At 73.7% G+C, this 24,037-nt stretch carries 28 protein-coding genes; 20 read left to right on the top strand and 8 right to left on the bottom strand.

Annotated elements, in window-relative coordinates:
• Positions 1 to 45: 45 nt before the first annotated feature.
• The 4 genes from ybaK to IE251_RS09280 all read right to left on the bottom strand — a co-directional run bounded on the left by ybaK (position 46) and on the right by IE251_RS09280 (position 4,098).
• Entirely contained in the window at positions 46 to 546 is a 501-nt protein-coding gene (gene ybaK, locus IE251_RS09295; RefSeq protein ID WP_189752419.1) for a Cys-tRNA(Pro) deacylase, read from the bottom strand.
• 21 nt (positions 547 to 567) lie between these two features.
• Complete coding sequence (locus IE251_RS09290) at positions 568 to 1,308, bottom strand: LON peptidase substrate-binding domain-containing protein (protein ID WP_189752418.1); 741 nt, start codon at positions 1,306 to 1,308, stop codon at positions 568 to 570.
• A gap of 11 nt (positions 1,309 to 1,319) precedes the next feature.
• A complete protein-coding gene (locus tag IE251_RS09285; protein WP_189752417.1) occupies positions 1,320 to 2,378 on the bottom strand; it encodes a hypothetical protein in 1,059 nt (352 codons plus the stop codon).
• A 136-nt stretch (positions 2,379 to 2,514) separates the two neighbouring features.
• Positions 2,515 to 4,098 (bottom strand): oxidoreductase, encoded by a 1,584-nt coding sequence (locus IE251_RS09280; protein WP_189752416.1) that lies wholly within the window; start codon positions 4,096 to 4,098, stop codon positions 2,515 to 2,517.
• 276 nt (positions 4,099 to 4,374) lie between these two features.
• On the opposite strand from IE251_RS09280, the gene hisD reads away from it, so the two are divergent.
• The 9 genes from hisD (at position 4,375) to IE251_RS09235 (ending at position 11,505) form a co-directional block, all read left to right on the top strand.
• Positions 4,375 to 5,700 carry a histidinol dehydrogenase gene (hisD, locus tag IE251_RS09275; protein ID WP_189752415.1) on the top strand — a complete coding sequence of 442 codons (1,326 nt, stop codon included), beginning with the start codon at positions 4,375 to 4,377 and terminating at the stop codon, positions 5,698 to 5,700.
• The gene (locus tag IE251_RS09270; protein ID WP_189752414.1) at positions 5,697 to 6,803 is read left to right on the top strand and encodes a histidinol-phosphate transaminase; all 1,107 of its coding nucleotides are present in this window, start codon (positions 5,697 to 5,699) and stop codon (positions 6,801 to 6,803) included. Before hisD ends, IE251_RS09270 begins: the two co-directional genes overlap by 4 nt.
• On the top strand, positions 6,800 to 7,393 hold the full coding sequence (hisB, locus tag IE251_RS09265) for an imidazoleglycerol-phosphate dehydratase HisB (protein WP_030783530.1): 594 nt from the start codon (positions 6,800 to 6,802) through the stop codon (positions 7,391 to 7,393). The genes IE251_RS09270 and hisB overlap by 4 nt, the downstream gene beginning before the upstream one ends.
• Before the next feature lie 3 nt (positions 7,394 to 7,396).
• A complete protein-coding gene (locus tag IE251_RS09260; protein WP_030605407.1) occupies positions 7,397 to 7,561 on the top strand; it encodes a CG2302 family histidine operon protein in 165 nt (54 codons plus the stop codon).
• Complete coding sequence (gene hisH, locus IE251_RS09255; protein WP_189752413.1) at positions 7,558 to 8,208, top strand: imidazole glycerol phosphate synthase subunit HisH; 651 nt, start codon at positions 7,558 to 7,560, stop codon at positions 8,206 to 8,208. The genes IE251_RS09260 and hisH overlap by 4 nt, the downstream gene beginning before the upstream one ends.
• A 3-nt stretch (positions 8,209 to 8,211) precedes the next feature.
• On the top strand, positions 8,212 to 8,937 hold the full coding sequence (priA, locus tag IE251_RS09250; RefSeq protein ID WP_189752412.1) for a bifunctional 1-(5-phosphoribosyl)-5-((5-phosphoribosylamino)methylideneamino)imidazole-4-carboxamide isomerase/phosphoribosylanthranilate isomerase PriA: 726 nt from the start codon (positions 8,212 to 8,214) through the stop codon (positions 8,935 to 8,937).
• Complete coding sequence (locus IE251_RS09245) at positions 8,934 to 9,329, top strand: RidA family protein (RefSeq protein ID WP_189752411.1); 396 nt, start codon at positions 8,934 to 8,936, stop codon at positions 9,327 to 9,329. Before priA ends, IE251_RS09245 begins: the two co-directional genes overlap by 4 nt.
• Positions 9,330 to 9,335: 6 nt before the next feature.
• On the top strand, positions 9,336 to 10,091 hold the full coding sequence (gene hisF, locus IE251_RS09240) for an imidazole glycerol phosphate synthase subunit HisF (protein ID WP_189752410.1): 756 nt from the start codon (positions 9,336 to 9,338) through the stop codon (positions 10,089 to 10,091).
• Between the two features lie 181 nt (positions 10,092 to 10,272).
• Positions 10,273 to 11,505 (top strand): MFS transporter, encoded by a 1,233-nt coding sequence (locus tag IE251_RS09235; RefSeq protein ID WP_229896669.1) that lies wholly within the window; start codon positions 10,273 to 10,275, stop codon positions 11,503 to 11,505.
• 9 nt (positions 11,506 to 11,514) lie between these two features.
• Here the strand turns inward: IE251_RS09235 and IE251_RS09230 are convergent, their stop codons facing one another.
• The gene (locus IE251_RS09230) at positions 11,515 to 12,150 is read right to left on the bottom strand and encodes a TIGR03085 family metal-binding protein (protein ID WP_189752408.1); all 636 of its coding nucleotides are present in this window, start codon (positions 12,148 to 12,150) and stop codon (positions 11,515 to 11,517) included.
• 128 nt (positions 12,151 to 12,278) lie between these two features.
• On the opposite strand from IE251_RS09230, the gene hisI reads away from it, so the two are divergent.
• The 11 genes from hisI (at position 12,279) to lgt (ending at position 21,259) form a co-directional block, all read left to right on the top strand.
• A complete protein-coding gene (hisI, locus tag IE251_RS09225) occupies positions 12,279 to 12,680 on the top strand; it encodes a phosphoribosyl-AMP cyclohydrolase (protein ID WP_189752407.1) in 402 nt (133 codons plus the stop codon).
• A gap of 11 nt (positions 12,681 to 12,691) precedes the next feature.
• On the top strand, positions 12,692 to 14,170 hold the full coding sequence (locus IE251_RS09220) for an anthranilate synthase component I (protein WP_189752406.1): 1,479 nt from the start codon (positions 12,692 to 12,694) through the stop codon (positions 14,168 to 14,170).
• Positions 14,171 to 14,222: 52 nt separating this feature from the next.
• Positions 14,223 to 14,861: a TIGR02234 family membrane protein gene (locus tag IE251_RS09215; RefSeq protein ID WP_189752405.1), complete on the top strand. Its 639-nt coding sequence runs from the start codon at positions 14,223 to 14,225 to the stop codon at positions 14,859 to 14,861.
• Between the two features lie 137 nt (positions 14,862 to 14,998).
• Positions 14,999 to 15,256 (top strand): HGxxPAAW family protein, encoded by a 258-nt coding sequence (locus tag IE251_RS09210; RefSeq protein WP_030783559.1) that lies wholly within the window; start codon positions 14,999 to 15,001, stop codon positions 15,254 to 15,256.
• A gap of 271 nt (positions 15,257 to 15,527) precedes the next feature.
• Entirely contained in the window at positions 15,528 to 15,932 is a 405-nt protein-coding gene (locus IE251_RS09205) for a DUF2752 domain-containing protein (protein WP_229896682.1), read from the top strand.
• A 142-nt stretch (positions 15,933 to 16,074) separates the two neighbouring features.
• A complete protein-coding gene (gene trpC, locus IE251_RS09200; protein ID WP_189752403.1) occupies positions 16,075 to 16,884 on the top strand; it encodes an indole-3-glycerol phosphate synthase TrpC in 810 nt (269 codons plus the stop codon).
• A gap of 20 nt (positions 16,885 to 16,904) precedes the next feature.
• Positions 16,905 to 17,072 carry a tryptophan biosynthesis modulator TrpM gene (trpM, locus tag IE251_RS42060; RefSeq protein WP_359412264.1) on the top strand — a complete coding sequence of 56 codons (168 nt, stop codon included), beginning with the start codon at positions 16,905 to 16,907 and terminating at the stop codon, positions 17,070 to 17,072.
• 134 nt (positions 17,073 to 17,206) lie between these two features.
• On the top strand, positions 17,207 to 18,490 hold the full coding sequence (gene trpB / locus IE251_RS09195; RefSeq protein ID WP_030783568.1) for a tryptophan synthase subunit beta: 1,284 nt from the start codon (positions 17,207 to 17,209) through the stop codon (positions 18,488 to 18,490).
• Complete coding sequence (gene trpA / locus IE251_RS09190) at positions 18,487 to 19,305, top strand: tryptophan synthase subunit alpha (RefSeq protein ID WP_189752402.1); 819 nt, start codon at positions 18,487 to 18,489, stop codon at positions 19,303 to 19,305. Before trpB ends, trpA begins: the two co-directional genes overlap by 4 nt.
• A gap of 109 nt (positions 19,306 to 19,414) precedes the next feature.
• The gene (locus IE251_RS09185) at positions 19,415 to 20,188 is read left to right on the top strand and encodes a DsbA family protein (protein ID WP_189752401.1); all 774 of its coding nucleotides are present in this window, start codon (positions 19,415 to 19,417) and stop codon (positions 20,186 to 20,188) included.
• 81 nt (positions 20,189 to 20,269) lie between these two features.
• Positions 20,270 to 21,259 (top strand): prolipoprotein diacylglyceryl transferase, encoded by a 990-nt coding sequence (gene lgt, locus IE251_RS09180; RefSeq protein ID WP_189752400.1) that lies wholly within the window; start codon positions 20,270 to 20,272, stop codon positions 21,257 to 21,259.
• A 187-nt stretch (positions 21,260 to 21,446) separates the two neighbouring features.
• Here the strand turns inward: lgt and rbsK are convergent, their stop codons facing one another.
• From rbsK to IE251_RS09165, 3 genes are read right to left on the bottom strand one after another with little or no spacing between them, the layout of a single operon-like run.
• The gene (rbsK, locus tag IE251_RS09175) at positions 21,447 to 22,340 is read right to left on the bottom strand and encodes a ribokinase (RefSeq protein ID WP_189752399.1); all 894 of its coding nucleotides are present in this window, start codon (positions 22,338 to 22,340) and stop codon (positions 21,447 to 21,449) included.
• Positions 22,337 to 23,698 (bottom strand): ADP-ribosylglycohydrolase family protein, encoded by a 1,362-nt coding sequence (locus IE251_RS09170; RefSeq protein WP_189752398.1) that lies wholly within the window; start codon positions 23,696 to 23,698, stop codon positions 22,337 to 22,339. Before IE251_RS09170 ends, rbsK begins: the two co-directional genes overlap by 4 nt.
• Positions 23,686 to 23,907, bottom strand: coding sequence for a hypothetical protein (locus tag IE251_RS09165; protein ID WP_189752397.1), 222 nt, complete (start codon positions 23,905 to 23,907; stop codon positions 23,686 to 23,688). Before IE251_RS09165 ends, IE251_RS09170 begins: the two co-directional genes overlap by 13 nt.
• Positions 23,908 to 24,037 lie beyond the last annotated feature (130 nt).

Raw genomic sequence — 24,037 nt, 5'->3', positions numbered from 1 at the left:
GGCGCACGGCACGCCGTAGTGACGTAGCCGGTCGGCCCGTTCCGGTCAGCTCTTGCCGATCGGGGCCAGTACCGCGTCCGTCAGTTCGGCCAGGTCCTTCGGGGACAGTTCGACCTCCAGGCCGCGGCGGCCCGCCGAGACGCAGATCGTGGGGTGGGCCCCGGCCGAGTCGTCGAGGACGGTGGGGAGCTTCTTGCGCTGGCCGAGCGGGGAGATGCCGCCGCGGACATAGCCCGTGGTGCGCTCGGCGAGCGCCGGGTCGGCCATCGTCGCCCGCTTGCCGCCCACCGCCGCCGCCAGGGCCTTCAGGTCCAGCGAGCCGGCCACCGGGACCACGCCGACCACCAGGGAGCCGTCCACGTCGGCCACCAGGGTCTTGAAGACCCGGTCGGGGGAGACGCCCATGGCCTCGGCCGCCTCCTCGCCGTAGGAGGGGTGGGACGGGTCGTGGTCGTAGGAGTGGACGGTGAAGTCCACGCCCGCCGCCGTCAGGGCCACCGTCGCGGGCGTGCCCCCGGACTGGGTCTTCTTCTGCTTCTTCGCCATCCTCGGTTTCCTCGTGGTCCCTCAGTTCAGGCTCGTCGGCGTCCGCGTCAGTTCGAACGCGGGCAGCGACGGCAGGCTGCGGATGATCGACGTCTCCGCGCGCAGCAGCCGCAGCTCGTCCCGCAGCCGCGAGGCGGTGTCCGGCGCCTGGAGCAGCCGCTGCTTGGTCGGCGTGTCGTGCACCATCGCCGCGGCCACCAGGTACGACACCACGCCCGGGTCGTCCGGCAGTTCCGCGCCGGACGACAGCGAGCGCTCCCGGGCGCCCGCCAGCCGCTTCTGGTAGCGGCGGAAGGAGCGCAGGACGTCCTCGGCCAGCGCGCCGGCGTCGTCCCCGGGCTCCTCCGCCAGCTCCTCCAGCTCCGCCGTCAGATACGCGCCGGACGTGTCCACGGACAGCAGCCGTACCCGGGTCGTGCCGGTCGCCAGCACCTCGAACGTGCCGTCGGAGTGTTCCCGGATGGTCGCCGCGTCGGCCACGCAGCCCACCCCGTGGAAGGCGCGGAGCGGGTCCGGGCCGAACCCGGCGGCCGGGCCCCGCTCGGGACGCGCGGTGGGATCGGGCATGCCGGGGGCGCTCGGCGCGACCTCGTGGCCGTCCCTGATGGCGACGACGGCGAACCGGCGCGGTTCGTCCTCGGGGGTCTTCAGCAGGTCGCGCAGCATGGCGCGATACCGCTCCTCGAAGACGTTCAGCGGCAGCACGAGACCCGGGAACAGCACCGAGTTCAGCGGAAAGAGCGGCAGACGGACGGTGGTCACGGCGCCCCAGCCTAGTGGCCTGCGGCGCGGGCGTGTCCGCCGTGTCCGTCACCGGGCTCCGGCGGCGCCGAGAGCAGCCCGGCCAGGGCGGCCCCGGGCAGCGCCGTCTGCAGCTGCTCGCGCAGCTTCAGGAAGTGGCCGAGCGGGTCCTCGGAGAACCGGTCCCAGGGGAACGACGTGGCGTACGGGCCGATCAGCCGCAGCTGGGCCCGGGCGTCCCGCCAGCGCTCCAGCCGCAGCAGCACGTACAGCAGTTTGTTGCGGACCTCGGCCGGGGCCGGGTCGGCCGCCGGCAGCCGCGCGGACAGGGCGATCGCCCGGTCCGCCGCCGCCTCCAGCCGGCCGCGGGGCACCGCCGCGCCGCAGCCGTCGGTCAGATAGCCGAAGGCCGCCCGGGCGGGCAGCGCCTGGACCAGCGAGTCGGCCGGGGCGTCCTGCGCGGCCCGGTCGGCGAAGTCGAAGCACTCGCGGTGGGAGCCGTGCCAGGAGGCGGCCAGATAGCGCAGGGCGGCCACATGGCAGCCGTAGTGGTGCGGAGCGCGCCGGACGGCGGCCTCCCACAGCTCCTCGAAGTAGCGGTGCCCGGCCCGGGTGCCGCGCGCGTGGTCCAGCGCGATGCGCCAGGGCACCGGGTCGCGGTCGTCGGCGCGGGCGGCGGCGGTGATCAGCGGGCTCACCTCGCGCAGCAGCTCGGCCCGGCCCGGCGAGGGCCAGGCGCGGTCCACCGCCAGCTGGGCCCCGACCAGCAGCACTCCGGGGTCGCGGGGGTCGGCGGCGCGCCACTCCTCGTACCACTCCGGGCGGGAGCGGGCGAAGGCGGCCAGGCGCCGGGCGTACCGGTCCCGGTGCTCCCAGTCGGCCGTGGCGCGGGTGTCGGCGAGCAGACCGGCCGCGGTGGCGTACTCGCCCCGGCCGGCCGCGACGAGCGCGGGCGAGAGGCGGTCGTCGGGCGCGTCGAGCACGGCCTCGTCCCCGGCCGGTGGCCGGTGGGCCGGGTGCGCGGGTCGTCGTCGGGTCATCCGGCGGTGGGGGCGGATGAACGAGGGCAGCAGAGCCATGGTGTCGACCATTGAAAGTCCGCAGGTCGGGGTGGCGCCAGAGGGACAAGGCAAGTCATGGAAGGTTGTACGGCAAAAGGTAAAGGTCCGGTAAAGGGCGAATGTGCCTCATGCGCGGGTGCGGGGGGCTTGTGCGCGTGCGGCGAGGTCAGCTCCGCCGCAGCAGCCGGGTCGCGCCCGCCGCCACCGTGGTCGCCAGGACCCAGCCGGCGAGGATCATCACCGTCGCCAGCCACTGCCAGCCGCCGCGCAGCTGCCACTGGCCCGTCTGGCCGAGGTCGATCACCGGCAGCAGCAGGTCCAGCGTGAACAGCGCCGGACTCCAGGCCGGATGGCCGCCGGAGCTCACCGGCGGATGGGCGGCGTGCGCGAACGCCAGCGTGCCCGCCGCCCACAGCACCGCCATCCACACCGCGGCCCGGCCCGGGCGGTAGCCGTAGGCCACGGTCCAGTCCTGCGCGAAGCCCCAGACCTTGGCGGCCGGCGGCAGCGTCTCGCGCCGCCGGCGCTGCTTGGCGAGCAGCACCTCCCGCGCGTCCTCGTCCTCCCCGGCGGAGCGCAGCACCGAGGCCAGCCGCTCGTACGGCTCCGGGGCGTACTCGGCGGTGGCCGCCGCGACCCAGTCCAGGCGCCGGGTCAGCGGGAACGGGCCCTGCGGCACCAGGTTCTCGTAGGTGAACCCGCCCATGTGCAGATTGCCCGCCTCCGGCCAGCTGCTCGCGCGGTCCACCAGGTTCACCACCCGCGCGCCCGACAGCACCACCTTGCCGCGCTGCGGCTTGTCCCCGAGGAAGCGCAGCTCCGGCGTCTGCACCCGGCGCAGCGACAGCTCCTGGTCGTCGGTGAAGGCGAACCGGGCCCGCTCCAGGTCGACGGCGTCCCCGAACCGGCCGTCGTCCAGCCGCACCCCGCCCCGGCACTCGAAGCGCTGGATGCGCGTCCCGTGCGCGGGCGTGGTGCCGCTGAGCGCCGGACTGCCCACGCCGGCCGGGGTCAGATACAGGGTGCGCTCGACCGTGAGCTGGGGGGCGTTCAGGGCCAACCGGGCATGGGGGTTGGTGAGCTTCGCGCCGCGCAGGCTGAGCGAGACGCCGACCTGGGCGCCGCGCAGGCTCAGCTCTCCGTGCGACTCCAGCATCTCCGCCTGGAGGTCCTGGCCGACGGTCATGCCGTCCGCCGCGATCGACCGGCCGCTGCGGTCCCGGTACACGATCGCCTGGTTGAGCAGCAGGTCGGTGCCGATCTGGGCGTCCGTCAGCCGGACCCCGCTCTGGAACCGGCAGCGCGGCAGATGCAGATCGCCCTCCGTGTGCACCCTGGCCGCCTCCAGCCGCGGCACCGCGCAGTCCACCAGGCGCACGGTCGTGAACCGGGCCTCCGGCAGCCGGACCTCCTGGTCGAAGCGGCACCTCGTCAGCTCCACGTACGGCGTGACCTGGCCGCCGGCGAGATCCAGCACGCCGTCGATCCGTACGCCGACGAGCTTCAGCGAGGACACCCGGCCGGCCAGCGCCGGCGGGCCGTCCAGCAGCAGCCAGCAGACGATGCGCGCCCGCACGGTCCGCTCCGGGCCCCAGGGAATCCCGCCGTGCGGGTCGTCGGCCGCGAGGTCCCCGCTGCTCAGGTCGTACACGCTGCCGTTGCGGAAGGCCTGCCACATGCCCGCCTCGGCCGCGGTCAGGTCGTCCGGCAGGTCCCCGGTGGCGATGCGGACGCCGGCTCCCTCGGTCACCGCTCTCCTCTCTCCGCGCCATGCGTTTCGTACAGCCGTTCATGCCCGCTGTGTGACCTGTCGAACACCCGTCGTGAAGGTGATCGTCCGGTTTCCGGCCACCGTCTGTACCAGGCGTTGACCCGCGAAAAACCGGTTGACGGGCGATGTCGTGCCCGTCCGCGGCACGTCAAGTACGGGTTTTCGCCCACGGCGGGCCGGCCATTGGCCCATGCTCTGTATCAGCCACTGATACGCGCGGCCGGCTCCCGACGGCGGTCTGCGAGAATTGACACTGTGATTTCCCGAATCGATCTGCGCGGCGACGCCCTTCCCGAGGGCCCCGCCCTGCGCGACCTGCTGCCCCGAGCCGACTTCGACGTTCAGGCCGCCCTGGAGAAGGTGCGCCCGATCTGCGAGGCCGTGCATCATCGCGGTGACGCGGCGCTGATCGACTTCGCCGAGAAATTCGACGGAGTACGGCTGGAAAACGTCCGTGTCCCGGCGCAGGCGCTCACCGACGCGCTCGCCGGTCTCGACCCGGCCGTACGCGCCGCCCTCGAGGAGTCCATCCGCCGCGCCCGGCTGGTCCACCGCGCCCAGCGCCGCACCACCCACACCACCCAGGTGGTGCCGGGCGGCTCGGTCACCGAGAAGTGGGTGCCGGTCGAGCGGGTCGGGCTGTACGCGCCCGGCGGGCGGTCCGTCTACCCGTCCTCCGTGGTGATGAACGTGGTGCCCGCGCAGGAGGCCGGCGTCGAGTCCATCGCGCTCGCCTCCCCGGCCCAGGCCGAGTTCGGCGGCCTGCCGCACCCGACGATCCTGGCCGCCTGCGCCCTGCTCGGCGTGGACGAGGTGTACGCCGCGGGCGGCGCCACCGCCGTCGCGATGTTCGCGTACGGCACCGAGTCCTGCCCGCCCGCCAACATGGTCACCGGCCCCGGCAACATCTGGGTCGCCGCCGCCAAGCGCTACTTCACCGGCAGGATCGGCATCGACGCCGAGGCCGGCCCGACCGAGATCGCGATCCTCGCCGACGACACCGCCGACCCGGTGCACGTGGCCGCCGACCTGATCAGCCAGGCCGAGCACGACCCGCTCGCGGCGGCCGTCCTGGTCACCGACTCCGCGGACCTCGCGGACGCGGTGGAGAAGGAGCTGGCACCGCAGGTCGCGGCCACCCGGCACGTGGACGACCGGATCGTGCCCGCCCTGGGGGGCAGGCAGTCCGCGATCGTCCTGGTGGACGGCATCGAGGAGGGCCTGAAGGTGGTCGACGCCTACGGCGCCGAGCACCTGGAGATCCAGACCGCCGGCGCCGCCGAGGTGGCCGGCCGGGTCCGCAACGCGGGCGCGATCTTCATCGGCCCCTGGGCCCCCGTCTCGCTCGGCGACTACGCGGCCGGGTCCAACCACGTCCTGCCCACCGGCGGCTGCGCCTGTCACTCCTCGGGCCTGTCCGTCCAGTCCTTCCTGCGCGGCATCCACATCGTGGACTACACCAGGGACGCGCTCGCCGAGGTCGCCCACCACGTGGTGACGCTGGCGGAGGCGGAGGACCTGCCCGCGCACGGCGCGGCGATCAAGGCGAGGTTCGGCTGGAAGGTACCCGAGAGCAAGTGACCGGCATCGACGATCTGCCCATCCGGGACGAGCTGCGCGGCAAGTCCCCCTACGGCGCGCCCCAGCTGGACGTGCCCGTACGGCTGAACACCAACGAGAACCCCTACCCGCTGCCCGAGCCGCTGGTCGAGCGGATCGCGGAGCGGGTGCGCGAGGCCGCCCGCGACCTGAACCGCTACCCGGACCGGGACGCGGTCCAGCTGCGCACCGGGCTGGCCGAGTACCTGACGAAGAGCGGCGGGTACCCCCTCGGCATCGAGAACGTCTGGGCCGCCAACGGCTCCAACGAGGTCATCCAGCAGCTGCTCCAGACCTTCGGCGGGCCGGGCCGCACGGCCATCGGCTTCGAGCCGTCGTACTCGATGCACGCGCTCATCGCGCGCGGCACCGGCACCGGCTGGATCTCCGGCCCCCGGAACGAGGACTTCACGATCGACCTGGCCGCCGCCGAGCGCGCCATCGCCGAGCACAAGCCGGACGTCGTCTTCGTCACCACCCCCAACAACCCCACCGGCAACGCGGTCCCGGCCGAGACCGTCCTCGCGCTGTACGAGGCGGCGCAGGCGGCCAAGCCGTCCATGGTGATCGTGGACGAGGCGTACATCGAGTTCAGCCACGGCGCCTCGCTGCTGCCGCTGCTGGAGGGCCGCCCGCACCTGGTGATCTCCCGCACGATGTCCAAGGCGTTCGGCGCCGCCGGCCTGCGCCTCGGCTACCTGGCCGCGCACCCGGCCGTCGTGGACGCCGTCCAGCTGGTCCGGCTGCCGTACCACCTGTCGGCCGTCACCCAGGCGACCGCGCTCGCCGCGCTGGAGCACACCGACACGCTGCTCGGGTACGTGGAGCAGCTCAAGGCCGAACGGGACCGGCTGGTCGCCGAGCTGCGCGCGATCGGCTACCAGGTCACCGAGTCCGACGCCAACTTCGTGCAGTTCGGCCGGTTCGCCGACGCCCACGCGGCCTGGCAAAAGATCCTCGACCGGGGCGTGCTGGTCCGGGACAACGGCGTACCGGGGTGGCTGCGTGTCTCCGCCGGCACCCCGCAGGAGAACGACGCGTTCCTCGACGCGGTACGGGAAGTCAAGAAGGAGCTGGGTTCATGAGCCGCGTTGGACGCGTGGAGCGCACCACCAAGGAGACCTCGGTGCTCGTCGAGATAGACCTCGACGGCACCGGCCGCACCGACATCGCCACCGGCGTCGGCTTCTACGACCACATGCTCGACCAGCTCGGCCGGCACGGTCTGTTCGACCTGACCGTGAAGACCGACGGCGACCTGCACATCGACTCCCACCACACCATCGAGGACACCGCCCTCGCGCTGGGCGCCGCCTTCAAGCAGGCCCTCGGCGACAAGGTGGGCATCTACCGCTTCGGCAACTGCACGGTCCCGCTGGACGAGTCCCTCGCCCAGGTCACCGTCGACCTGTCCGGCCGCCCCTACCTCGTGCACACCGAGCCCGAGAACATGGCGCCGATGATCGGCGAGTACGACACCACGATGACCCGGCACATCCTGGAGTCCTTCGTCGCCCAGGCGCAGATCGCGCTGCACGTGCACGTGCCCTACGGCCGCAACGCCCACCACATCGTGGAGTGCCAGTTCAAGGCGCTGGCCCGGGCCCTCAGGTACGCCTCCGAGCGCGACCCGCGCGCGGCCGGCATCCTCCCGTCGACGAAGGGCGCGCTGTAACCCATGACCGGTCTGTCGACCCTGCTGATCGTCGTCGGCCTCTTCCTGGTCGGCGGGATCATCTCCTTCGTCAAGCAGAAGATGCCCACCAGCCTGATCGTCCTGCTCTCGATCGGCGCGGCCCTGTGCCTGGTCGCGGGCGTCATGCGGCTGGAGGTGTGGAATTGAGCGCCCCGTCCGGCAAGAAGAAGGTCGTCGTCTTCGACTACGGCTTCGGCAACGTCCGCTCCGCCGAACGCGCCCTCGCGCGCGTGGGCGCCGATGTGGAGATCACCCGTGACTTCGACAAGGCGATGAACGCCGACGGGCTGCTCGTGCCCGGCGTCGGCGCGTTCGCCGCCTGCATGAAGGGCCTGCGCGACGCGCGCGGCGACTGGGTCGTGGACCGCCGGCTGTCCGGCGGGCGCCCGGTCATGGGCATCTGCGTCGGCATGCAGATCCTCTTCGCGCGCGGCATCGAGCACGGCGTCGAGGCCGAGGGCCTGGACGAGTGGCCCGGCACGGTCGAGCCGCTCCAGGCCGACGTGGTGCCCCACATGGGCTGGAACACCGTCGACGCCCCGGCCGGCTCGCGGCTGTTCGCGGGCCTGGACGCCGACGCCCGCTTCTACTTCGTGCACTCCTACGCCGTGCACGAGTGGTCCCTGGAAACCCACAACCCGGTGATCGAGGCCCCCAAGGTCACCTGGTCGACGCACGGCAAGCCGTTCGTGGCCGCCGTGGAGAACGGCGCCCTGTGGGCCACCCAGTTCCACCCCGAGAAGTCCGGCGACGCCGGCGCCCAGCTCCTCACCAACTGGATCGGAACCCTGTAGACCATGGCCAAGCTCGAACTGCTCCCCGCCGTCGACGTCCGCGACGGCCAGGCCGTCCGCCTCGTACACGGCGAGTCCGGCACCGAGACCTCCTACGGCTCCCCGCTGGAGGCCGCCCTCGCCTGGCAGCGCGCCGGCGCGGAGTGGCTGCACCTGGTCGACCTGGACGCCGCGTTCGGCACCGGCGACAACCGCGACCTGATCGCCGAGGTCGCCGGGGCCATGGACATCAAGGTGGAGCTGTCCGGCGGCATCCGCGACGACGACACCCTCGCCGCCGCCCTCGCCACCGGCTGCACCCGGGTGAACCTCGGCACCGCCGCCCTGGAGACCCCCGAGTGGGTCGCCCGGGTGATCGCCGAGCACGGCGACAAGATCGCCGTCGGCCTGGACGTCCGCGGCACCACCCTGCGCGGCCGCGGCTGGACCCGCGACGGCGGCGACCTGTACGAGACGCTGGAGCGGCTGAACAAGGAGGGCTGCGCCCGCTACGTCGTCACCGACATCGCCAAGGACGGCACCCTCCAGGGCCCCAACCTGGAGCTGCTGCGCAACGTGTGCGCGGCGACCGACCGCCCGGTGGTCGCCTCCGGCGGCGTCTCCTCCCTGGACGACCTGCGGGCCCTGGCCTCTCTGGTGCCGCTCGGTGTCGAAGGCGCCATCGTAGGGAAGGCGCTGTACGCGAAGGCGTTCACCCTGGAAGAGGCCCTGGAGGCTGTGTCGTCATGACGTCCGAAGCCGTACGGCGTGTGAGAAGCGGAAGTCCCTGGGAAGAGTCCTTCGGTTTCGCACGCGCCGTGGCGGCGGGCGACCGGGTGCTGGTGGGCGGCACGACGTCCTTCAAGGGCCCGGTGCTGTACGGCGAGGGCGACCCGTACGAACAGGCCAAGGTGGCGTTCACCAGCGCCGTCGAGGCGATCGCGGAGTTCGGCCTCGGTATCGAGTCCGTGATCCGCACCCGGATGTACCTGACCCATGCGCGGGACGTGGACGCCGTCGGCCGGGCCCACCAGGAGCTGTTCGACTCGGTGCGCCCGGTCTCGACCCTGCTGGTCGTCGAGGGCTTCGTCGACCCGCGCATCCTGGTCGAAGTGGAACTAGAAGCATTCAGAGGAGCCTGAGCAGTCATGACCCTGGCGGTCCGAGTCATCCCCTGCCTGGACGTGGACAACGGCCGGGTCGTCAAGGGCGTGAACTTCCAGAACCTGCGCGACGCGGGTGATCCCGTCGAGATGGCCAAGGTGTACGACGCCGAGGGCGCCGACGAACTGACGTTCCTGGACATCACCGCGTCCTCCGGCGACCGGGAGACGACCTACGACGTGGTGCGCCGCACCGCCGAGCAGGTGTTCATCCCGCTGACCGTCGGCGGGGGTGTGCGCACCGCCGAGGACGTGGACAAGCTGCTGCGGGCGGGCGCCGACAAGGTGGGCGTGAACACCGCCGCGATCGCCCGCCCCGACCTGATCCGGGAGATCGCCGAGCGGTTCGGCCGCCAGGTGCTGGTCCTGTCGGTGGACGCCCGCCGTACCCCCGAAGGCACGTTCGAGGTCACCACCCACGGCGGCCGGCGCGGCACCGGCATCGACGCGGTGGAGTGGGCGCACCGGGCGGCCGAGCTGGGCGCGGGCGAGATCCTGCTGAACTCCATGGACGCCGACGGCACCAAGGACGGCTACGACCTGGAGATGATCGCCGCCGTCCGCAAGCACGTCACGGTCCCCGTGATCGCCTCCGGCGGCGCCGGCCGGCTCGCCGACTTCCCGCCGGCCGTCGAGGCGGGCGCCGACGCGGTCCTGGCCGCCTCGGTCTTCCACTTCGGCGACCTGCGCATCGGCCAGGTGAAGGAGACCCTGCGGGAGGCCGGGCACCCCGTCAGGTAGCCGGACCGTAGCAGCGAGACCGTAAGGGAGGCCCCGGCCGGGCGGCCGGGGCCTCCGCATGGGCGGCTACGGCCTCGGACCGCCGTCACCGGCCTCGGACCGGCCGCCGTCACCGGCCTCCCACCGCCGTCACCGGCCTCGGCCCGCCGTCGCCGTCCCCGTGCCCGAGAGGACCTCCCGCGTGACCGCCACGCTCATACCCCCCGCCCCCGCGCGCGCCCACCGTGACCCCAATGTGCTGCGCTGGCTCGGGGCCTACACCTCCTCGATGCTCGGCGACAACGTCTTCTACCTCGCCCTGTCCTGGGCCGCCGTCCAGGCCGGGACGCCCGCGCAGGCCGGGCTCGTGATGGCCGCGAGCGCGTTGCCGAGGGCCGTGCTGATGCTCGGGGGAGGGGTGATCGCCGACCGGCTCGGTCCGAGAAGGGTCGTGATCGGCAGCGACGCCGTGCGCTGCGCCGCCGTCCTCGCCGTGGCCGCCCTGCTGTTCCTCACCCACCCGGGGCTGTGGCCCCTCGCCCTGCTCGCGTGCGTCTTCGGCACCGTCGACGCCGTGTTCATGCCGGCCGTGGGCGCCCTGCCCGCCCGGATCACCGGCAAGGACCAGCTCGCCCGCGTCCAGGGACTGCGCGGCCTCGCCATCCGGGCCGCGAGCGTCGTCGGAGCCCCGCTCGGCGGCCTCGGCGTGGCCTTCGGCGGCGCCCCGGCGGCCTTCGCCCTCGCCGGAGCGCTCATCGCGCTGTCGATACCCCTGCTGCTGTCCGTGCGCGTACGGGACCTCCCCGCCGGTACCGGGGGCGGTGTCACCGCCTGGGCCGATCTGAAGGCCGGACTGCGCCACGTCCGCCGGCACCGGGTCCTCGGGCCGCTCATGATCGCCATCGCGCTCGGCGACCTCGGTTTCGTCGCCCCGCTGAACGTCGGCCTGACCCTGCTCGCCGACCACCGCGGCTGGGGCGCGGCGGGCATGGGCTGGATACTGGCCGGGTTCGGCACCGGCGCGGGCGCCGCCTCCCTGCTGCTGGCCGCCCGTGGCAGGCTGCCCCGCGCCGGACTGCTCACCGGGTGCGCGTGCACGGCCGGCTCCGTGGCCGTCGGCGCCCTTGGCTTCGTCCCGGGCCTCGCCGCGGCCGTCGGCACCGCCCTGCTCGTCGGACTGCTCACCGGACTCAGCGGCGCCCTGTGCGGGGCCCTGCTCCAGACCCAGGCCGACCCCGCCTACCTGGGCCGCGTCACCGCCGTCGCCGGCCTGGTCAGCCTCGGCCTCACCCCGCTGAGCCTGCCCTTCGCCGCCGCCGCGACCGGCACCTTCGGACTCGGCCCGGTCTACGCCGTCAGCGCCGCCGTCTGCGGACTCGGCGGCCTCGTCCTGCTCGCCGTACCGGCCCTGCGCCGCGCGGAACTCCCCGGCTGACGAACCCCGTCAGATGCCCAGCTGCCTGGACTCGTGCAGCCTGTCGATCGCGTCCGCGTCCCCGACCAGCTCGACCCTGGCCACACTCTGCCGCCCGTACGCGAACATCAGCAGCTCCGAGGGCTCACCGGTCGCCGTGACCACCGGCGTGCCCCGGTGCGCCACCACCGTCTGCCCGTCCGGGCGGCGCAGCACCAGCCCCGTCGGCGCGCCCTTCCCCAGCAGCCGCGCGGCGCGCTCCAGCCGGGACCACAGCGCGTCCTGGAACACCGGGTCCAGCTCGCGCGGGGTCCACTCCGGCTGGGCGCGGCGGACGTCCTCCGTGTGGACGTAGAACTCGATGATGTTGGCCGCCTCGTCGACCTGCTTGAGCTGGAACGGCGACAGGCGCGGCGGGCCGGTGCGGATCAGCCGGATCAGCTCCCCGTACGGCTTCGCGGTGTACTCGGCCATCACCTTCTCCAGGCGCGGCGCGAGCTGCTTGAGCAGGGTGCCGCCCGCCGCGTCCGGGCGGCGTTCGCGCACGACGACATGCGCGGCCAGGTCCCGGGTCCGCCAGCCCGCGCAGAGGGTCTCGGCATCCGGACCGACGGTTTCCAACAGGTCGGCGAGCAGCAGCCGTTCACGCTTGGCGAAGGTCGACATGCAGCCAGCCTACGACCAGGTGATCGTTCCGCCCACCCGTGGCCTCCCGGCGGGGGCCCCACGGCCGCCGTGACCGTTCTCCGGACGCGCGGGGCCCGCTGTCGGTGCCGCGCGGCACAATGGCACCCATGACCAGTACGACCGGCAACCCCCGGCCCAGCAGCCTCGACCCCGAGATCGCCGCGCGGCTCAAGCGCAGCGCCGACGGGCTCGTCCCCGCCATCGCCCAGCAGTACGACACCGGCGAGGTCCTCATGCTCGGCTGGATGGACGACGAGGCACTGCACCGCACGCTGACCACCGGCCGCTGCACCTACTGGTCGCGCAGCCGCCGGGAGTACTGGGTCAAGGGCGACACCTCCGGCCACGTCCAGCGGGTGAAGTCGGTCGCGCTGGACTGCGACGGCGACACCCTGCTGGTCCGGGTCGACCAGGTGGGAGCCGCCTGCCACACCGGCGCGCGCACCTGCTTCGACGAGGACGTGCTCCTGAGGGACGCGGACGCCGCCGCTCCGGCGTCCGCTCAGTAAGGTCGGCCGCCATGGATCTAGAGACCTTCCGCAAGCTGGCCGGCGACCGGCGCGTCATCCCGGTCACCCGCAAGCTCCTGGCCGACGGTGACACACCGGTCGCGCTCTACCGCAAGCTCGCCGCCGAACGCCCCGGCACCTTCCTGCTGGAGTCGGCGGAGAACGGCCGCTCCTGGTCCCGGTACTCCTTCGTCGGGGTCCGCAGCGCCGCCACGCTCACCGCCCGGGACGGCCAGGCCCACTGGATCGGCACCCCGCCCGTCGGCGTCCCCACGGACGGTGACCCCCTCGCGGTCCTGCGCGCCAGCCTCCAGACCCTGCACACCCCGCACCAGGAGGGCCTGCCGCCCTTCACCGGCGGCATGGTCGGCTATCTGGGCTACGACATCGTCCGCCGCCTGGAGAAGATCGGCCCCGGCGAGCACGACGAGCTGGGGCTGCCCGAGCTGACCATGCTGCTGACCAGCGACCTCGCGGTGATGGACCACTGGGAGGGCTCGGTCCTGCTGATCGCCAACGCGATCAACCACAACGACCTGGACACCGGCGTCGACGAGGCGTACGCGGACGCCGTGGCCCGCCTGGACGCCATGGAGGCCGACCTCTCCCGCCCGGTCTCCCAGCCCCCGGCCCACCTGCCGCCCTCCGAACTGCCCGAGTACACCGCCCGCTGGGGCGGCGCCGACTACCAGCGGGCCGTGGAGGACATCAAGGAGCGCATCCGCGCGGGCGAGGCCTTCCAGGTCGTGCCCTCCCAGCGCTTCGAGACCCCCTGCACGGCGAGTGCCCTGGACGTCTACCGGGTGCTGCGGGCCACCAACCCCTCGCCGTACATGTACCTGTTCCGCTTCGACGGCTTCGACATCGTCGGCTCCTCCCCGGAGGCGCTGGTGAAGGTCGAGGACGGGCGCGCGATGGTCCACCCCATCGCCGGCACCCGGCACCGCGGGGCCACCCCGCAGGAGGACCAGGCGCTCGCCGAGGAACTGCTCGCCGACCCCAAGGAGCGCGCCGAGCACCTGATGCTGGTCGACCTCGGCCGCAACGACCTCGGCCGGGTCTGCGAGCCCGGCTCGGTCGAGGTGGTCGACTTCATGTCCATCGAGCGCTACTCGCACGTGATGCACATCGTCTCCACCGTCACCGGCAAGGTGGCCCCCGGCCGCACCGCCTTCGACGTGCTCACCGCGTGCTTCCCGGCCGGCACCCTCTCCGGCGCCCCCAAGCCCCGCGCGATGCAGATCATCGACGAGCTCGAGCCGTCCCGGCGCGGCCTGTACGGCGGCTGCGTCGGCTATCTGGACTTCGCCGGCGACTCCGACACAGCGATCGCCATCCGCACCGCCCTGCTCCGCGACGGCACCGCGTACGTCCAGGCCGGCGCGGGCGTCGTCGCCGACTCCGACCCGGTCGCCGAGGACCAGGAGTGCCGCAACAAGGCGGCGGCGGTGCTGCGGGCCGTGCACACGGCCAACCGCCTCGGGCAATAGGGCGCTTCTCATAGCAACCCCGGGTGCCGGTCCGCGGGGGGTTCAGGCGATAGTGGAGTACGTGACTGCCGTACCTCACCTTCGTTCCGAAGCCCCCGCACCCGCCCGGTCCGGCCGGCGGAGCCTCGCCGTGGCCCTGCTGTTCGGCGCGCTCGGCGCGGCCGTGGCGCTGCTCGCGACCCGGCAGCGCTGGGCGGAGGGCACCGCGGCGGTGGCCGGTGGCGCGTTCCCGCTGACGGCCAAGGGCAGCGACGTCACGGGCGTCCCCGCGGCGCTCGCCATAGTGGGCCTCGCCGCGCTCGTCGCGGTCTTCGCCGTCCGCCGGGCCGGCCGCCTCGTCGTCGCGGGGCTGCTCGCGCTGTCCGGCGCCGGCATCGCCGTCGCGGCCCTGGCGGCCGTCTCCGACGGCTCCGCGCTGGACGAGCGGGCCGCCAAGGTGAGCGGCGACAGCTCCGCCACCGTCCACGCGCTCACCCACACCGGCTGGCCGTACGTCGCGGCCGCCGGCGGGCTGCTGATCCTGCTCGCCGGGCTGCTCGCCCTGCGCTACGGCCGCCTGTGGCCCGCGATGTCCGGCCGCTACGAGCGCGGCACCGCCCGCCCCCGGCGCACCGCCCGCCCGGCCGACCCGGAACGGCCCGAGGAGATCTGGAAGGCCCTGGACCGGGGCGAGGACCCGACGGGCGCCTGAACCGGCACGGCCGTAAGCGGTGTGGCGAACCAGACGCCACCCCCGCGTCCGGCGCGCGCACGCCTACGGGACAATGGACGCGGCGAGCGTACGACGCCTCATACGACACGTAGATCAGCAACAACGAGGAGCAAGTCATGGCGGGCAGCAGCCACGGCCACGGTCACACCCCGGCCGCCTGGACCGGTGTCATCATCGCCTTCATCGGTTTCTGCGTCGCGGGCGCCTTCATGGTGATGGCCCAGCCCGTCGGCTTCTGGGCCGGCATGGCGCTCACGCTCCTCGGCGGCGTGGTCGGCGGCATCATGCGGGCCATGGGCCTCGGCCAGCCGAAGCAGACCGCCGCCGTGGCGCGCACGTCCGCGAGCCCGGAGCCGGCCGCCGCGGGCCGCTGAGCCCACGCTTCCCCCGAGAGGCGGCCCGGCATCCGGCAGGGGTGCGGACCGCCTCTCGTGTTCTCGCGGCCCCTCGCTGCCGCGCCCGCTCCACGGCCCGGACGTCGGTGCCGCCCGGCGGGCGGAGCCGTACCGGGCGGGGCAGAATGCCCGCGTGAACGCCGACAGCCGTACGGCCCCGCCAGAGGTTCCCGGCGGCGCCCCGCAGCCCGTACCCCAAGGCGCCCCGCGGCCCGGATTCGACGGTGCCCCGCACCCGGCGCCGCCCGCCGTGCACGTGCCCGTCCGGCGCCGGCTCGCCGTCCCCCTCGGGCTGCTGGCGGCCGTGGCCGGGGCCTTCGCCTACGTCGGCGCGGTCGACCCCAACGAGAGCGGCCACTACCCCGCCTGCCCCCTGTACCTGCTCACCGGCCTGTACTGCCCGGGCTGCGGCGGACTGCGCAGCGCGCACGCGTTCGTCCACGGCGACCTGCTCACCGCGTTGCACGCCAACGCGCCGGCCGTGGCCGCCTACCTGGGCCTCGCCGTACTGTGGACCGTCTGGACGGCCCGCGCGGCCCGCGGCAGGCCGCTGCGGATCGGTCTCGGCCCCCCGCACATGTGGGCCGTCGCCGCCCTGCTGCTGGCGTTCACCGTCCTGCGGAACCTGCCGTCCGGCGGCTGGCTCCGCCCCTGACCGCACCGGCGGACGGATGTCCACGGAGTGGGACCGCCGTCAACCGGATGCGAAGCCACCGCACCTGTGCGGATACCATCGCAATTGACCACGGGCTTTTCGGAGCCTGAAGGAACCCACCGTCTGGAAGGGGGCCGCTCGCGTGAGTGTGCTCGACGAGATCATCGACGGAGTCCGTGCCGACCTCGCCGAGCGGCAGGCCCGTGTCAGCCTCGACGAGCTCAAGGAGCGCGCGGCCAAGGCCCCCGCCGCCAAGGACGGGGTCGCCGCGCTCAAGGGCGACGGCGTCAAGGTGATCTGCGAGGTCAAGCGGTCCAGCCCCTCCAAGGGCGCGCTGGCCGCCATCGCCGACCCGGCCGGCCTCGCCGCGGACTACGAGGCGGGCGGCGCGGCCGTCATCTCCGTCCTGACCGAACAGCGCCGCTTCGGCGGCTCGCTCGCCGACCTGGAGGCCGTCCGCGCCCGCGTGGACATCCCGGTGCTGCGCAAGGACTTCATCGTCACGTCGTACCAGCTGTGGGAGGCCCGCGCGTACGGCGCCGACCTCGCGCTGCTGATCGTGGCCGCCCTGGACCAGCCGGCCCTGGAGTCGCTGATCGAGCGCGCGGTGTCCATCGGCCTGACCCCGCTGGTCGAGGTGCACGACGAGGACGAGGTCGAGCGGGCGGTGGACGCGGGCGCCAAGGTCATCGGCGTCAACGCGCGCAACCTCAAGACGCTCGAGGTCGACCGGGGCACCTTCGAGCGGGTCGCCCCGGAGATCCCCGACCACCTCGTGAAGGTCGCCGAGTCCGGTGTGCGCGGCCCGCACGACCTGATCGCCTACGCCAACGCCGGCGCCGACGCGGTCCTGGTCGGCGAGTCCCTGGTCACCGGCCGCGACCCCAAGGCGGCCGTCGCCGACCTGGTCGCCGCGGGCGAGCACCCGGCACTCCGGCACGGCCGGGGCTGACTCCCGCTAGGCTGGACCCGATGACTCCCACCATGACGACCGTGGACCGGCACGCGCGCCTGGCGCGCGGCTGCCGTCCGCGTGGCTGTCGCGCGCCCGCGCGGCGCGTGCACGGCCGGCGCGTCAGGTACGTCATCGGTGACGAACCCGGGCAGGTCAACGGGCGTCGATGGCAGCGCGCCCCCTAGGGGCGCGGGACTCCATCTGATATGCGGCTACCGCCGCGCGGGCGCGACAGGCCACATCCGGCCCGCAGCCGACAGACGACCCGAGCCCCACGGCGATCGGTTCTTTCCCAAGAAACTCACCGTGAGGTTTCCGCATGCCCAGCGAATTCTTCATTCCCGACCCGGAGGGTCAGGTCCCCACCGCCGAGGGCTACTTCGGCGCGTTCGGCGGCAAGTTCATCCCGGAGGCCCTCGTCGCCGCCGTGGACGAGGTCGCCGTCGAGTACGACAAGGCCAAGAACGACCCCGAGTTCGCCCGCGAACTCGACGACCTGCTGGTGAACTACACCGGCCGCCCGTCGGCGCTCACCGAGGTCCCCCGCTTCGCCGAACACGCCGGCGGCGCCCGCGTCTTCCTCAAGCGCGAGGACCTCAACCACACCGGCTCCCACAAGATCAACAACGTGCTCGGCCAGGCCCTGCTCACCAAGCGCATGGGCAAGACCCGGGTCATCGCCGAGACCGGAGCCGGCCAGCACGGCGTCGCCACGGCCACCGCCTGCGCGCTGTTCGGCCTGGACTGCACCATCTACATGGGTGAGGTCGACACTCGGCGCCAGGCCCTGAACGTGGCCCGCATGCGCATGCTCGGCGCCGAGGTCGTCGCCGTGAAGTCCGGCAGCCGCACCCTGAAGGACGCCATCAACGAGGCGTTCCGGGACTGGGTCGCCAACGTCGACCACACCCACTACCTGTTCGGCACGGTCGCCGGCCCCCACCCCTTCCCGGCCATGGTCCGCGACTTCCACCGGGTCATCGGCGTCGAGGCCCGCCGCCAGCTCCTGGAGCGCGCCGGCCGGCTGCCGGACGCGGCCGTCGCCTGCGTCGGCGGCGGCTCCAACGCCATCGGCCTCTTCCACGCCTTCATCCCCGACGAGGGCGTCCGCCTGATCGGCTGCGAGCCGGCCGGCCACGGCGTCGAGACCGGCGAGCACGCGGCCACCCTCACCGCCGGCGAGCCCGGCATCCTGCACGGCTCCCGTTCCTACGTCCTCCAGGACGACGAGGGCCAGATCACCGAGCCGTACTCCATCTCGGCCGGTCTGGACTACCCGGGCATCGGCCCCGAGCACTCCTACCTGAAGGACTCCGGCCGCGGCGAGTACCGCGCGGTCACCGACGACGCGGCCATGCGGGCACTGCGCCTGCTGTCGCGCACCGAGGGCATCATCCCGGCCATCGAGAGCGCCCACGCCCTGGCCGGCGCCCTGGAGGTCGGCCGCGAGCTGGGCCCGGACGGCCTGATCGTCGTCAACCTCTCCGGCCGCGGCGACAAGGACATGGACACCGCCGCGCGCTACTTCGGCCTGTACGACACCGACGCCGAGGTGGCGGCCGACGCCGCCGACACCGCCGAGATCGAGGGGGACGCCAAGTGAGCGGGAACATCCAGCTGCTGTCGGACACCCTCGCGGGCGCCAGGGCCGAGGGCCGGTCCGCGCTCATCGCCTACCTCCCGGCCGGGTTCCCGACCGTGGACGGCGGCATCGAGGCGGTCAAGGCCGTCCTGGAGAGCGGCGCGGACGTGGTCGAGGTCGGTCTGCCGCACAGCGACCCGGTCCTGGACGGTCCGGTCATCCAGACCGCCGACGACATCGCCCTGCGCGGCGGGGTGCGGATCGCCGACGTCATGCGCACGGTCCGCGAGGCCTACCGGGCCACCGGGAAGCCGATCCTGGTCATGACGTACTGGAACCCCATCGACCGCTACGGCGTCGAGCGCTTCACCGCCGAGCTGGCCGAGGCGGGCGGCGCCGGCTGCATCCTGCCCGACCTGCCGGTGCAGGAGTCGGCGCTGTGGCGCGAGCACGCCGAGAAGCACGGCCTCGCGACGATCTTCGTGGTGGCGCCCAGCAGCAAGGACGAGCGGCTCGCCGAGATCACCGCGGCGGGCAGTGGCTTCGTCTACGCCGCCTCGCTCATGGGCGTCACCGGCACCCGCGAGTCCGTCGGCGCGCAGGCCCAGGACCTGGTCCGGCGCACCCGCGCCGCCGGCACCGGCCTGCCCGTCTGCGTCGGGCTCGGCGTCTCCAACCGGGCCCAGGCCGCCGAGGTCGCCGGCTTCGCGGACGGCGTGATCGTCGGCTCGGCGTTCGTGAAGCGGATGCTGGACGCGCCGGACGAGGCCGCCGGCCTCGCGGCGGTCCGCGAGCTGGCCGGGGACCTGGCGAAGGGCGTGCGCGGACAGGCGTGAGCGCGGAGCCGGTACGGGCCGATGTCCCGTACCGGATGATTCGGTCACTCGAACGGGTGGACCTCGGACCGGGGAGGCGCGCTGCGCCTCCCCGGTTCGTTCTGGGGGTGTGAGCGAGAAGAACCGTGACGGAAAACGCACCGCCCGGGAGCGGCTGGCGGTCGAGCGCGAGAAGCAGAAGGCCGCGGACAAGCGACGGCGCCGGCTGATCGTGGGCGCGAGCGTCGTCTGCGTCCTGGGCCTGGCGGCGGTGATCGGCGTCGTCGCCGCGAACGCCGGCAAGGACAAGAGCACCAAGGCGGGCCCGGCCGTGGCCCCCTCGGGCGCGCAGGGCAAGGACAGCCTCGCGATCCCGGTCGGCAAGGACGGCGCCAAGTCGACGCTCACCGTCTGGGAGGACTTCCGCTGCCCGGCCTGCCAGGCCTTCGAGACGGCGTACCGGCCGACGCTCCACGAACTGACCGACGCCGGCAAGCTCCGGGTCGAGTACCACCTGGTCCGGCTGATCGACGGCAACCTCGGCGGCACCGGTTCGCTGCGCGCCGCCAACGCCGCGGCCTGCGCCCAGGACGCCGGAAAGTTCCGTGACTACCACGACGTGCTGTTCGCGAACCAGCCCAAGGAGACCGACGACGCCTTCGCGGGCAACGACAAGCTGATCGAGCTGGCCGGCAAGGTGAAGGGCCTGGACACCCCCGCCTTCCGCAAGTGCGTCCGGAACGGCACCCACGACGGCTGGGTGGACAAGTCCCACCAGGCGTTCAAGTCCGGCGACTTCGGCGGCACCCCGACCGTGCTGCTCGACGGCAAGAACATCTACGAGGACCGCACGATGACCCCGGCCAAGCTCAAGCAGATGGTGGAGGCGGCCGACCGCGGGTGAGCGTTCCCGACGCCCCGTTATGGACCCGTAGCCGGGCTGCTTGCCCTCCCCCTGGCCCGGCACGGTAGCGTCGGACCTGCCATGAACCTTGCCTACATCCCCAGCCCGTCGCACGGGGTGCTGTACCTCGGCCCCATCCCGCTGCGCGGCTACGCCATCTGCATCATCATCGGCGTCTTCGTTGCCGTCTGGTTCGGCAACAAGCGCTGGATCGCCCGCGGCGGGCAGTCCGGCACGGTCGCCGACATCGCCGTCTGGGCCGTGCCGTTCGGCCTGGTCGGCGGCCGGCTCTACCACGTGATCACGGACTACGAGCTGTACTTCAGCGAGGGCCGTGACTGGGTGGACGCCTTCAAGGTGTGGGAGGGCGGCCTGGGCATCTGGGGCGCGATCGCGCTCGGCGCGCTCGGCGCCTGGATCGGCGCGCGGCGCCGGGGCATCCCGATGCCCGCGTACGCCGACGCCGTCGCGCCCGGCATCGCGTTCGCGCAGGCCATCGGCCGCTGGGGCAACTGGTTCAACCAGGAGCTGTACGGCCACGAGACCCACGTCCCCTGGGCGCTGCACATCACCTCCGCCGAGGGCGGCCGGGTGCCGGGGTACTACCACCCGACGTTCCTCTACGAATCCCTGTGGTGCGTCGGTGTGGGCCTGCTGGTGATCTGGGCGGACCGCCGCTTCAAGCTGGGGCATGGCCGGGCGTTCGCCCTGTACGTCGCCGCGTACTGCGCGGGCCGTGGCTGGATCGAATACCTGCGCGTGGACGACGCCCACCACATCCTGGGCATCCGCCTCAACGTCTGGACCGCCCTGATCGTCTTCCTGCTGGCGGTGGCGTACATCGTGCTGTCGGGGAAGAAGCGGCCGGGACGGGAGGCCGTGGTCGAACCCGCGCTCGCCTCCGGCGGTCCGGCCGGGGACACGGAGGCTGTCGCCGGCGGCGAGGAGAAGAACCCCGGGTCCGACGAGGCCGTCACCGACGCCGACGCCGGGGAGAAGCGGGCCGGGGACGCCGGGGAGCCGGGCGAGGAATCGACGGAGGACGAGGCGAAGCCGGCGAAGAAGGTCTGACCGCCCGTTCCGCGACGACGGTCCGACCGTCGGTGCTACGACACCGAGGGCGCCCGGAGTGTTCCGGGCGCCCTCGGCGTGTGCGGGCGGTGGCGTGCGGTGGGTGCGGCACCGCCGGACACCGCCGTCGTGGCTGATCGCCGTGGCGGCGGAAGGAACAGCCGCGTCCGCGCACGCAGGCGGGTGCTCATGTGCCGTACTGGGCCTCGATCTCCGGGCGGTACGGCATCGACGCCGACGCCCCTTCCCGCTGGACGGAGATCGCCGCCGCGGCGGCCGCCCAGGTCAGGGCCTCGCGTACCGGTTTCTCCTCGGCGAGGGCCACGGCGAGCGCGCCGACGAAGGTGTCGCCCGCGCCGGTGGAGTCGACGGCGGTCACCCGGGGCGCGGGGACCACGAGCGGTCCGGCGCCCCGGGCCAGATACAGGCAGCCGGTCGCGCCCAGGGTGACGACCACCTCCGGCACCAGCTCCAGCAGGGCCGCCGCCGCCTCGCGCGGGTCGGTGCGGCCGGTGAGGGTGACCGCCTCGTACTCGTTCGGCACCAACAGGTCGACGGCCTGGAGCAACTCGGGCGGCAGCGGCTGGACCGGGGAGGGGGTGAGGACCGTACGGACCCCGTGCCGGCGGGCCGCCCGGGCGCCCGCGACGACCGCCGGGAGCGGGATCTCCAGTTGCAGCAGCAGGGCGTCGGCGGTGGCGATCACCCCCTCGTCGCCGGGGGAGAGGTGGTCCACGGTGCCGTTGGCGCCGGGGACGACGACGATCGCGTTGCCGCCCTCGGCGTCCACCACGATGTGCGCGGTGCCGGACGGCCCCTGCACCGTGCGCAGGAAGTCGGTGTCCACGCCGGAGTGTTCGAGGGTGTCGCGCAGCCGCGCGCCGTAGGCGTCGGTGCCGACCGCGCCGATCATCGAGACGGTGGCGCCGGCCCGGGCCGCGGCGATCGCCTGGTTGGCACCCTTGCCGCCGGGCACCGTACGGAACTCCCGCCCCGTCACGGTCTCCCCGCGCTCGGGCGCCTTGTCGACATAGGTGACCAGGTCCATGTTGGTGCTGCCGAGGACCGCGATATGGGTCATGGGCGGGTCGCCTCCAGGTGCGTGAGGTGGGCGAGGGTGTCGAAGCCGCAGCCGTCGAACTCGGCGAGGGCGCTGGCGAGCCGGTTCTTCAGCGGCGCCCGCCAGCGTTCGGGCAGCGCGCCGGGGGAGCCGGCGAGGAGCCCGGCGACGCTGCCGGCGGTCGCGCCGGTGGCGCCGGTGGCCCAGCCGCCGGACACGGCACGGCAGATGGAGCCGGCGAAGTCGCCGTCGGCGTGGGTGAGGGCGGCGGCGATCAGCGCGGTGTTGGGGACGGCGTGGGCCCGGTGGTGGGTGGCGGCGTAGCGGGCGTGGAGTTCGTCCACGACGTCCTCGAAGTCCTCGGTGGTCCGGGCCAGTCGGACGGCGTGGTCGACGGCCGCCGCCAGCCGGGAGCGGGGCGGGACCACCGCGCGGCCGGCCCGCAGGCAGGCGTGGACGTCGTGGGTGCCCGGGGCGGCGGTGGCGATGACGGCGGCGGTGAACATCGCCGCGTAGACGCCGTTGGCGGTGTGGGTGAGGACCGCGTCGCGGTACGCCTGTCCGGCGGCGGCGGCCGGGTCGCCGGGATTGGTCCAGCCGTGCACGTCGGCGCGGATCAGCGCACCCGTCCACTCCCGGAACGGGTTGCGGTGGCGGGCGGTGTGCGGGGGCTCGATGCCGCAGAGCAGATTGCGGTAGGCGACGCGCTCGGCGGTGGCGGTGCGGCCGGGCGGCAGCGCGTCGAGCCAGAGCCGGGCGACGTCGTCGGTGCCGAAGTGCCGCCCGTGGCGCCGGAGCAGCAGCAGATTGAGGAGCGCGTGGTCGAGGTCGTCGTCCGCGGGCATGCCGTCGATGTTCTCGGCCAGGCAGGTGGCGGCGCAGCGGCGGTCCCAGGGATGGGCGGCGAGGAGGTCCCCGGGCACCCCCCTGGCCGTGAAGTATCCGGTGAGGGGCCGGTTTCCGGACGCCGCGGCGAGGGCGCGGATGCCGTCGAGGGGGAGGTTTCCGACGGGTTTGCCGAGGAGGCGGCCGATGGCCCGGCCGAGCCAGGCGGCTTCGAGGGCGCGGGGGTCCGGCGCGGTGGCGGACCGCCCGGCGGGCCGGTCGGGGCACAGGGACGTGATGCGGGCCAGGTCGGTTGGCTCGTCCTCGGCGAAGCGGCCGGGCAGGTCGGCGAGTTCGTCCAGCAGGTCCTCCGCCAGCAGGCGCAGGTAGCGGGTGACGCCGTGCGCGGAGGCGCCGGTCCGCTCCGGCGCGTCGGGGCCTCCGGCCGCCCGCCAGCGCGCCTCGACCGCCTTCGGCTCGCGCCCGTCCAGACGGGCCTGGCGCAGCTCGTGACCCAGCAGGTCCTCCGGCTGGACCCAGGTCAGACGGAGCACGGGCGGCCTCCCGGCGCGGTGGACGCCCGCTCGCGGGCGGAGCCGTGGCCGGCGATCCGGTCGGAGAGCCCGCGGGCGGTCTCGGTGAGCGGCCGGGCGGGACGCGGCCCGGCGGGGCGGCGGGTGGCGGTCGGGGCCGGGGCGCCGGTGAGAGGGCCGGCGGGCATGCTCGGGGCCGGGGCGCTGCTTTGCTGTGCTGTGGGCGTCATGCCCCGAATCATCCTCCTGGGCGGCCTTGTTGTGCGGCTTCCGGGAGTCCGGCGCGTTCCGCCGTCCGGGTGCGGGTGCCAGGGTGTGCGGAGGTGTCCCACGGGTGGGCGGCCGGAAACGAAAGCCGCA

This window comes from Streptomyces eurythermus, from assembly GCF_014649115.1.
In the GTDB taxonomy this organism is placed as follows: Bacteria; Actinomycetota; Actinomycetes; order Streptomycetales; family Streptomycetaceae; genus Streptomyces; species Streptomyces eurythermus.
The sequence above is the reverse complement of the archived record's forward strand: the minus strand, read 5'-3'. Positions and strand labels throughout refer to the sequence as shown.

Coding starts and splice junctions, on each gene's coding strand:
- ybaK (WP_189752419.1), bottom strand. CDS start 546: ATGGCGAAGAAGCAGAAGAAGACCCAGTCCGGGGGCACGCCCGCGACG.
- IE251_RS09285 (WP_189752417.1), bottom strand. CDS start 2,378: ATGGTCGACACCATGGCTCTGCTGCCCTCGTTCATCCGCCCCCACCGC.
- hisB (WP_030783530.1), top strand. CDS start 6,800: ATGAGCCGCGTTGGACGCGTGGAGCGCACCACCAAGGAGACCTCGGTG.
- IE251_RS09260 (WP_030605407.1), top strand. CDS start 7,397: ATGACCGGTCTGTCGACCCTGCTGATCGTCGTCGGCCTCTTCCTGGTC.
- priA (WP_189752412.1), top strand. CDS start 8,212: ATGGCCAAGCTCGAACTGCTCCCCGCCGTCGACGTCCGCGACGGCCAG.
- IE251_RS09245 (WP_189752411.1), top strand. CDS start 8,934: ATGACGTCCGAAGCCGTACGGCGTGTGAGAAGCGGAAGTCCCTGGGAA.
- hisF (WP_189752410.1), top strand. CDS start 9,336: ATGACCCTGGCGGTCCGAGTCATCCCCTGCCTGGACGTGGACAACGGC.
- IE251_RS09230 (WP_189752408.1), bottom strand. CDS start 12,150: ATGTCGACCTTCGCCAAGCGTGAACGGCTGCTGCTCGCCGACCTGTTG.
- hisI (WP_189752407.1), top strand. CDS start 12,279: ATGACCAGTACGACCGGCAACCCCCGGCCCAGCAGCCTCGACCCCGAG.
- IE251_RS09220 (WP_189752406.1), top strand. CDS start 12,692: ATGGATCTAGAGACCTTCCGCAAGCTGGCCGGCGACCGGCGCGTCATC.
- IE251_RS09210 (WP_030783559.1), top strand. CDS start 14,999: ATGGCGGGCAGCAGCCACGGCCACGGTCACACCCCGGCCGCCTGGACC.
- trpM (WP_359412264.1), top strand. CDS start 16,905: ATGACTCCCACCATGACGACCGTGGACCGGCACGCGCGCCTGGCGCGC.
- trpB (WP_030783568.1), top strand. CDS start 17,207: ATGCCCAGCGAATTCTTCATTCCCGACCCGGAGGGTCAGGTCCCCACC.
- lgt (WP_189752400.1), top strand. CDS start 20,270: ATGAACCTTGCCTACATCCCCAGCCCGTCGCACGGGGTGCTGTACCTC.
- rbsK (WP_189752399.1), bottom strand. CDS start 22,340: ATGACCCATATCGCGGTCCTCGGCAGCACCAACATGGACCTGGTCACC.
- IE251_RS09165 (WP_189752397.1), bottom strand. CDS start 23,907: ATGACGCCCACAGCACAGCAAAGCAGCGCCCCGGCCCCGAGCATGCCC.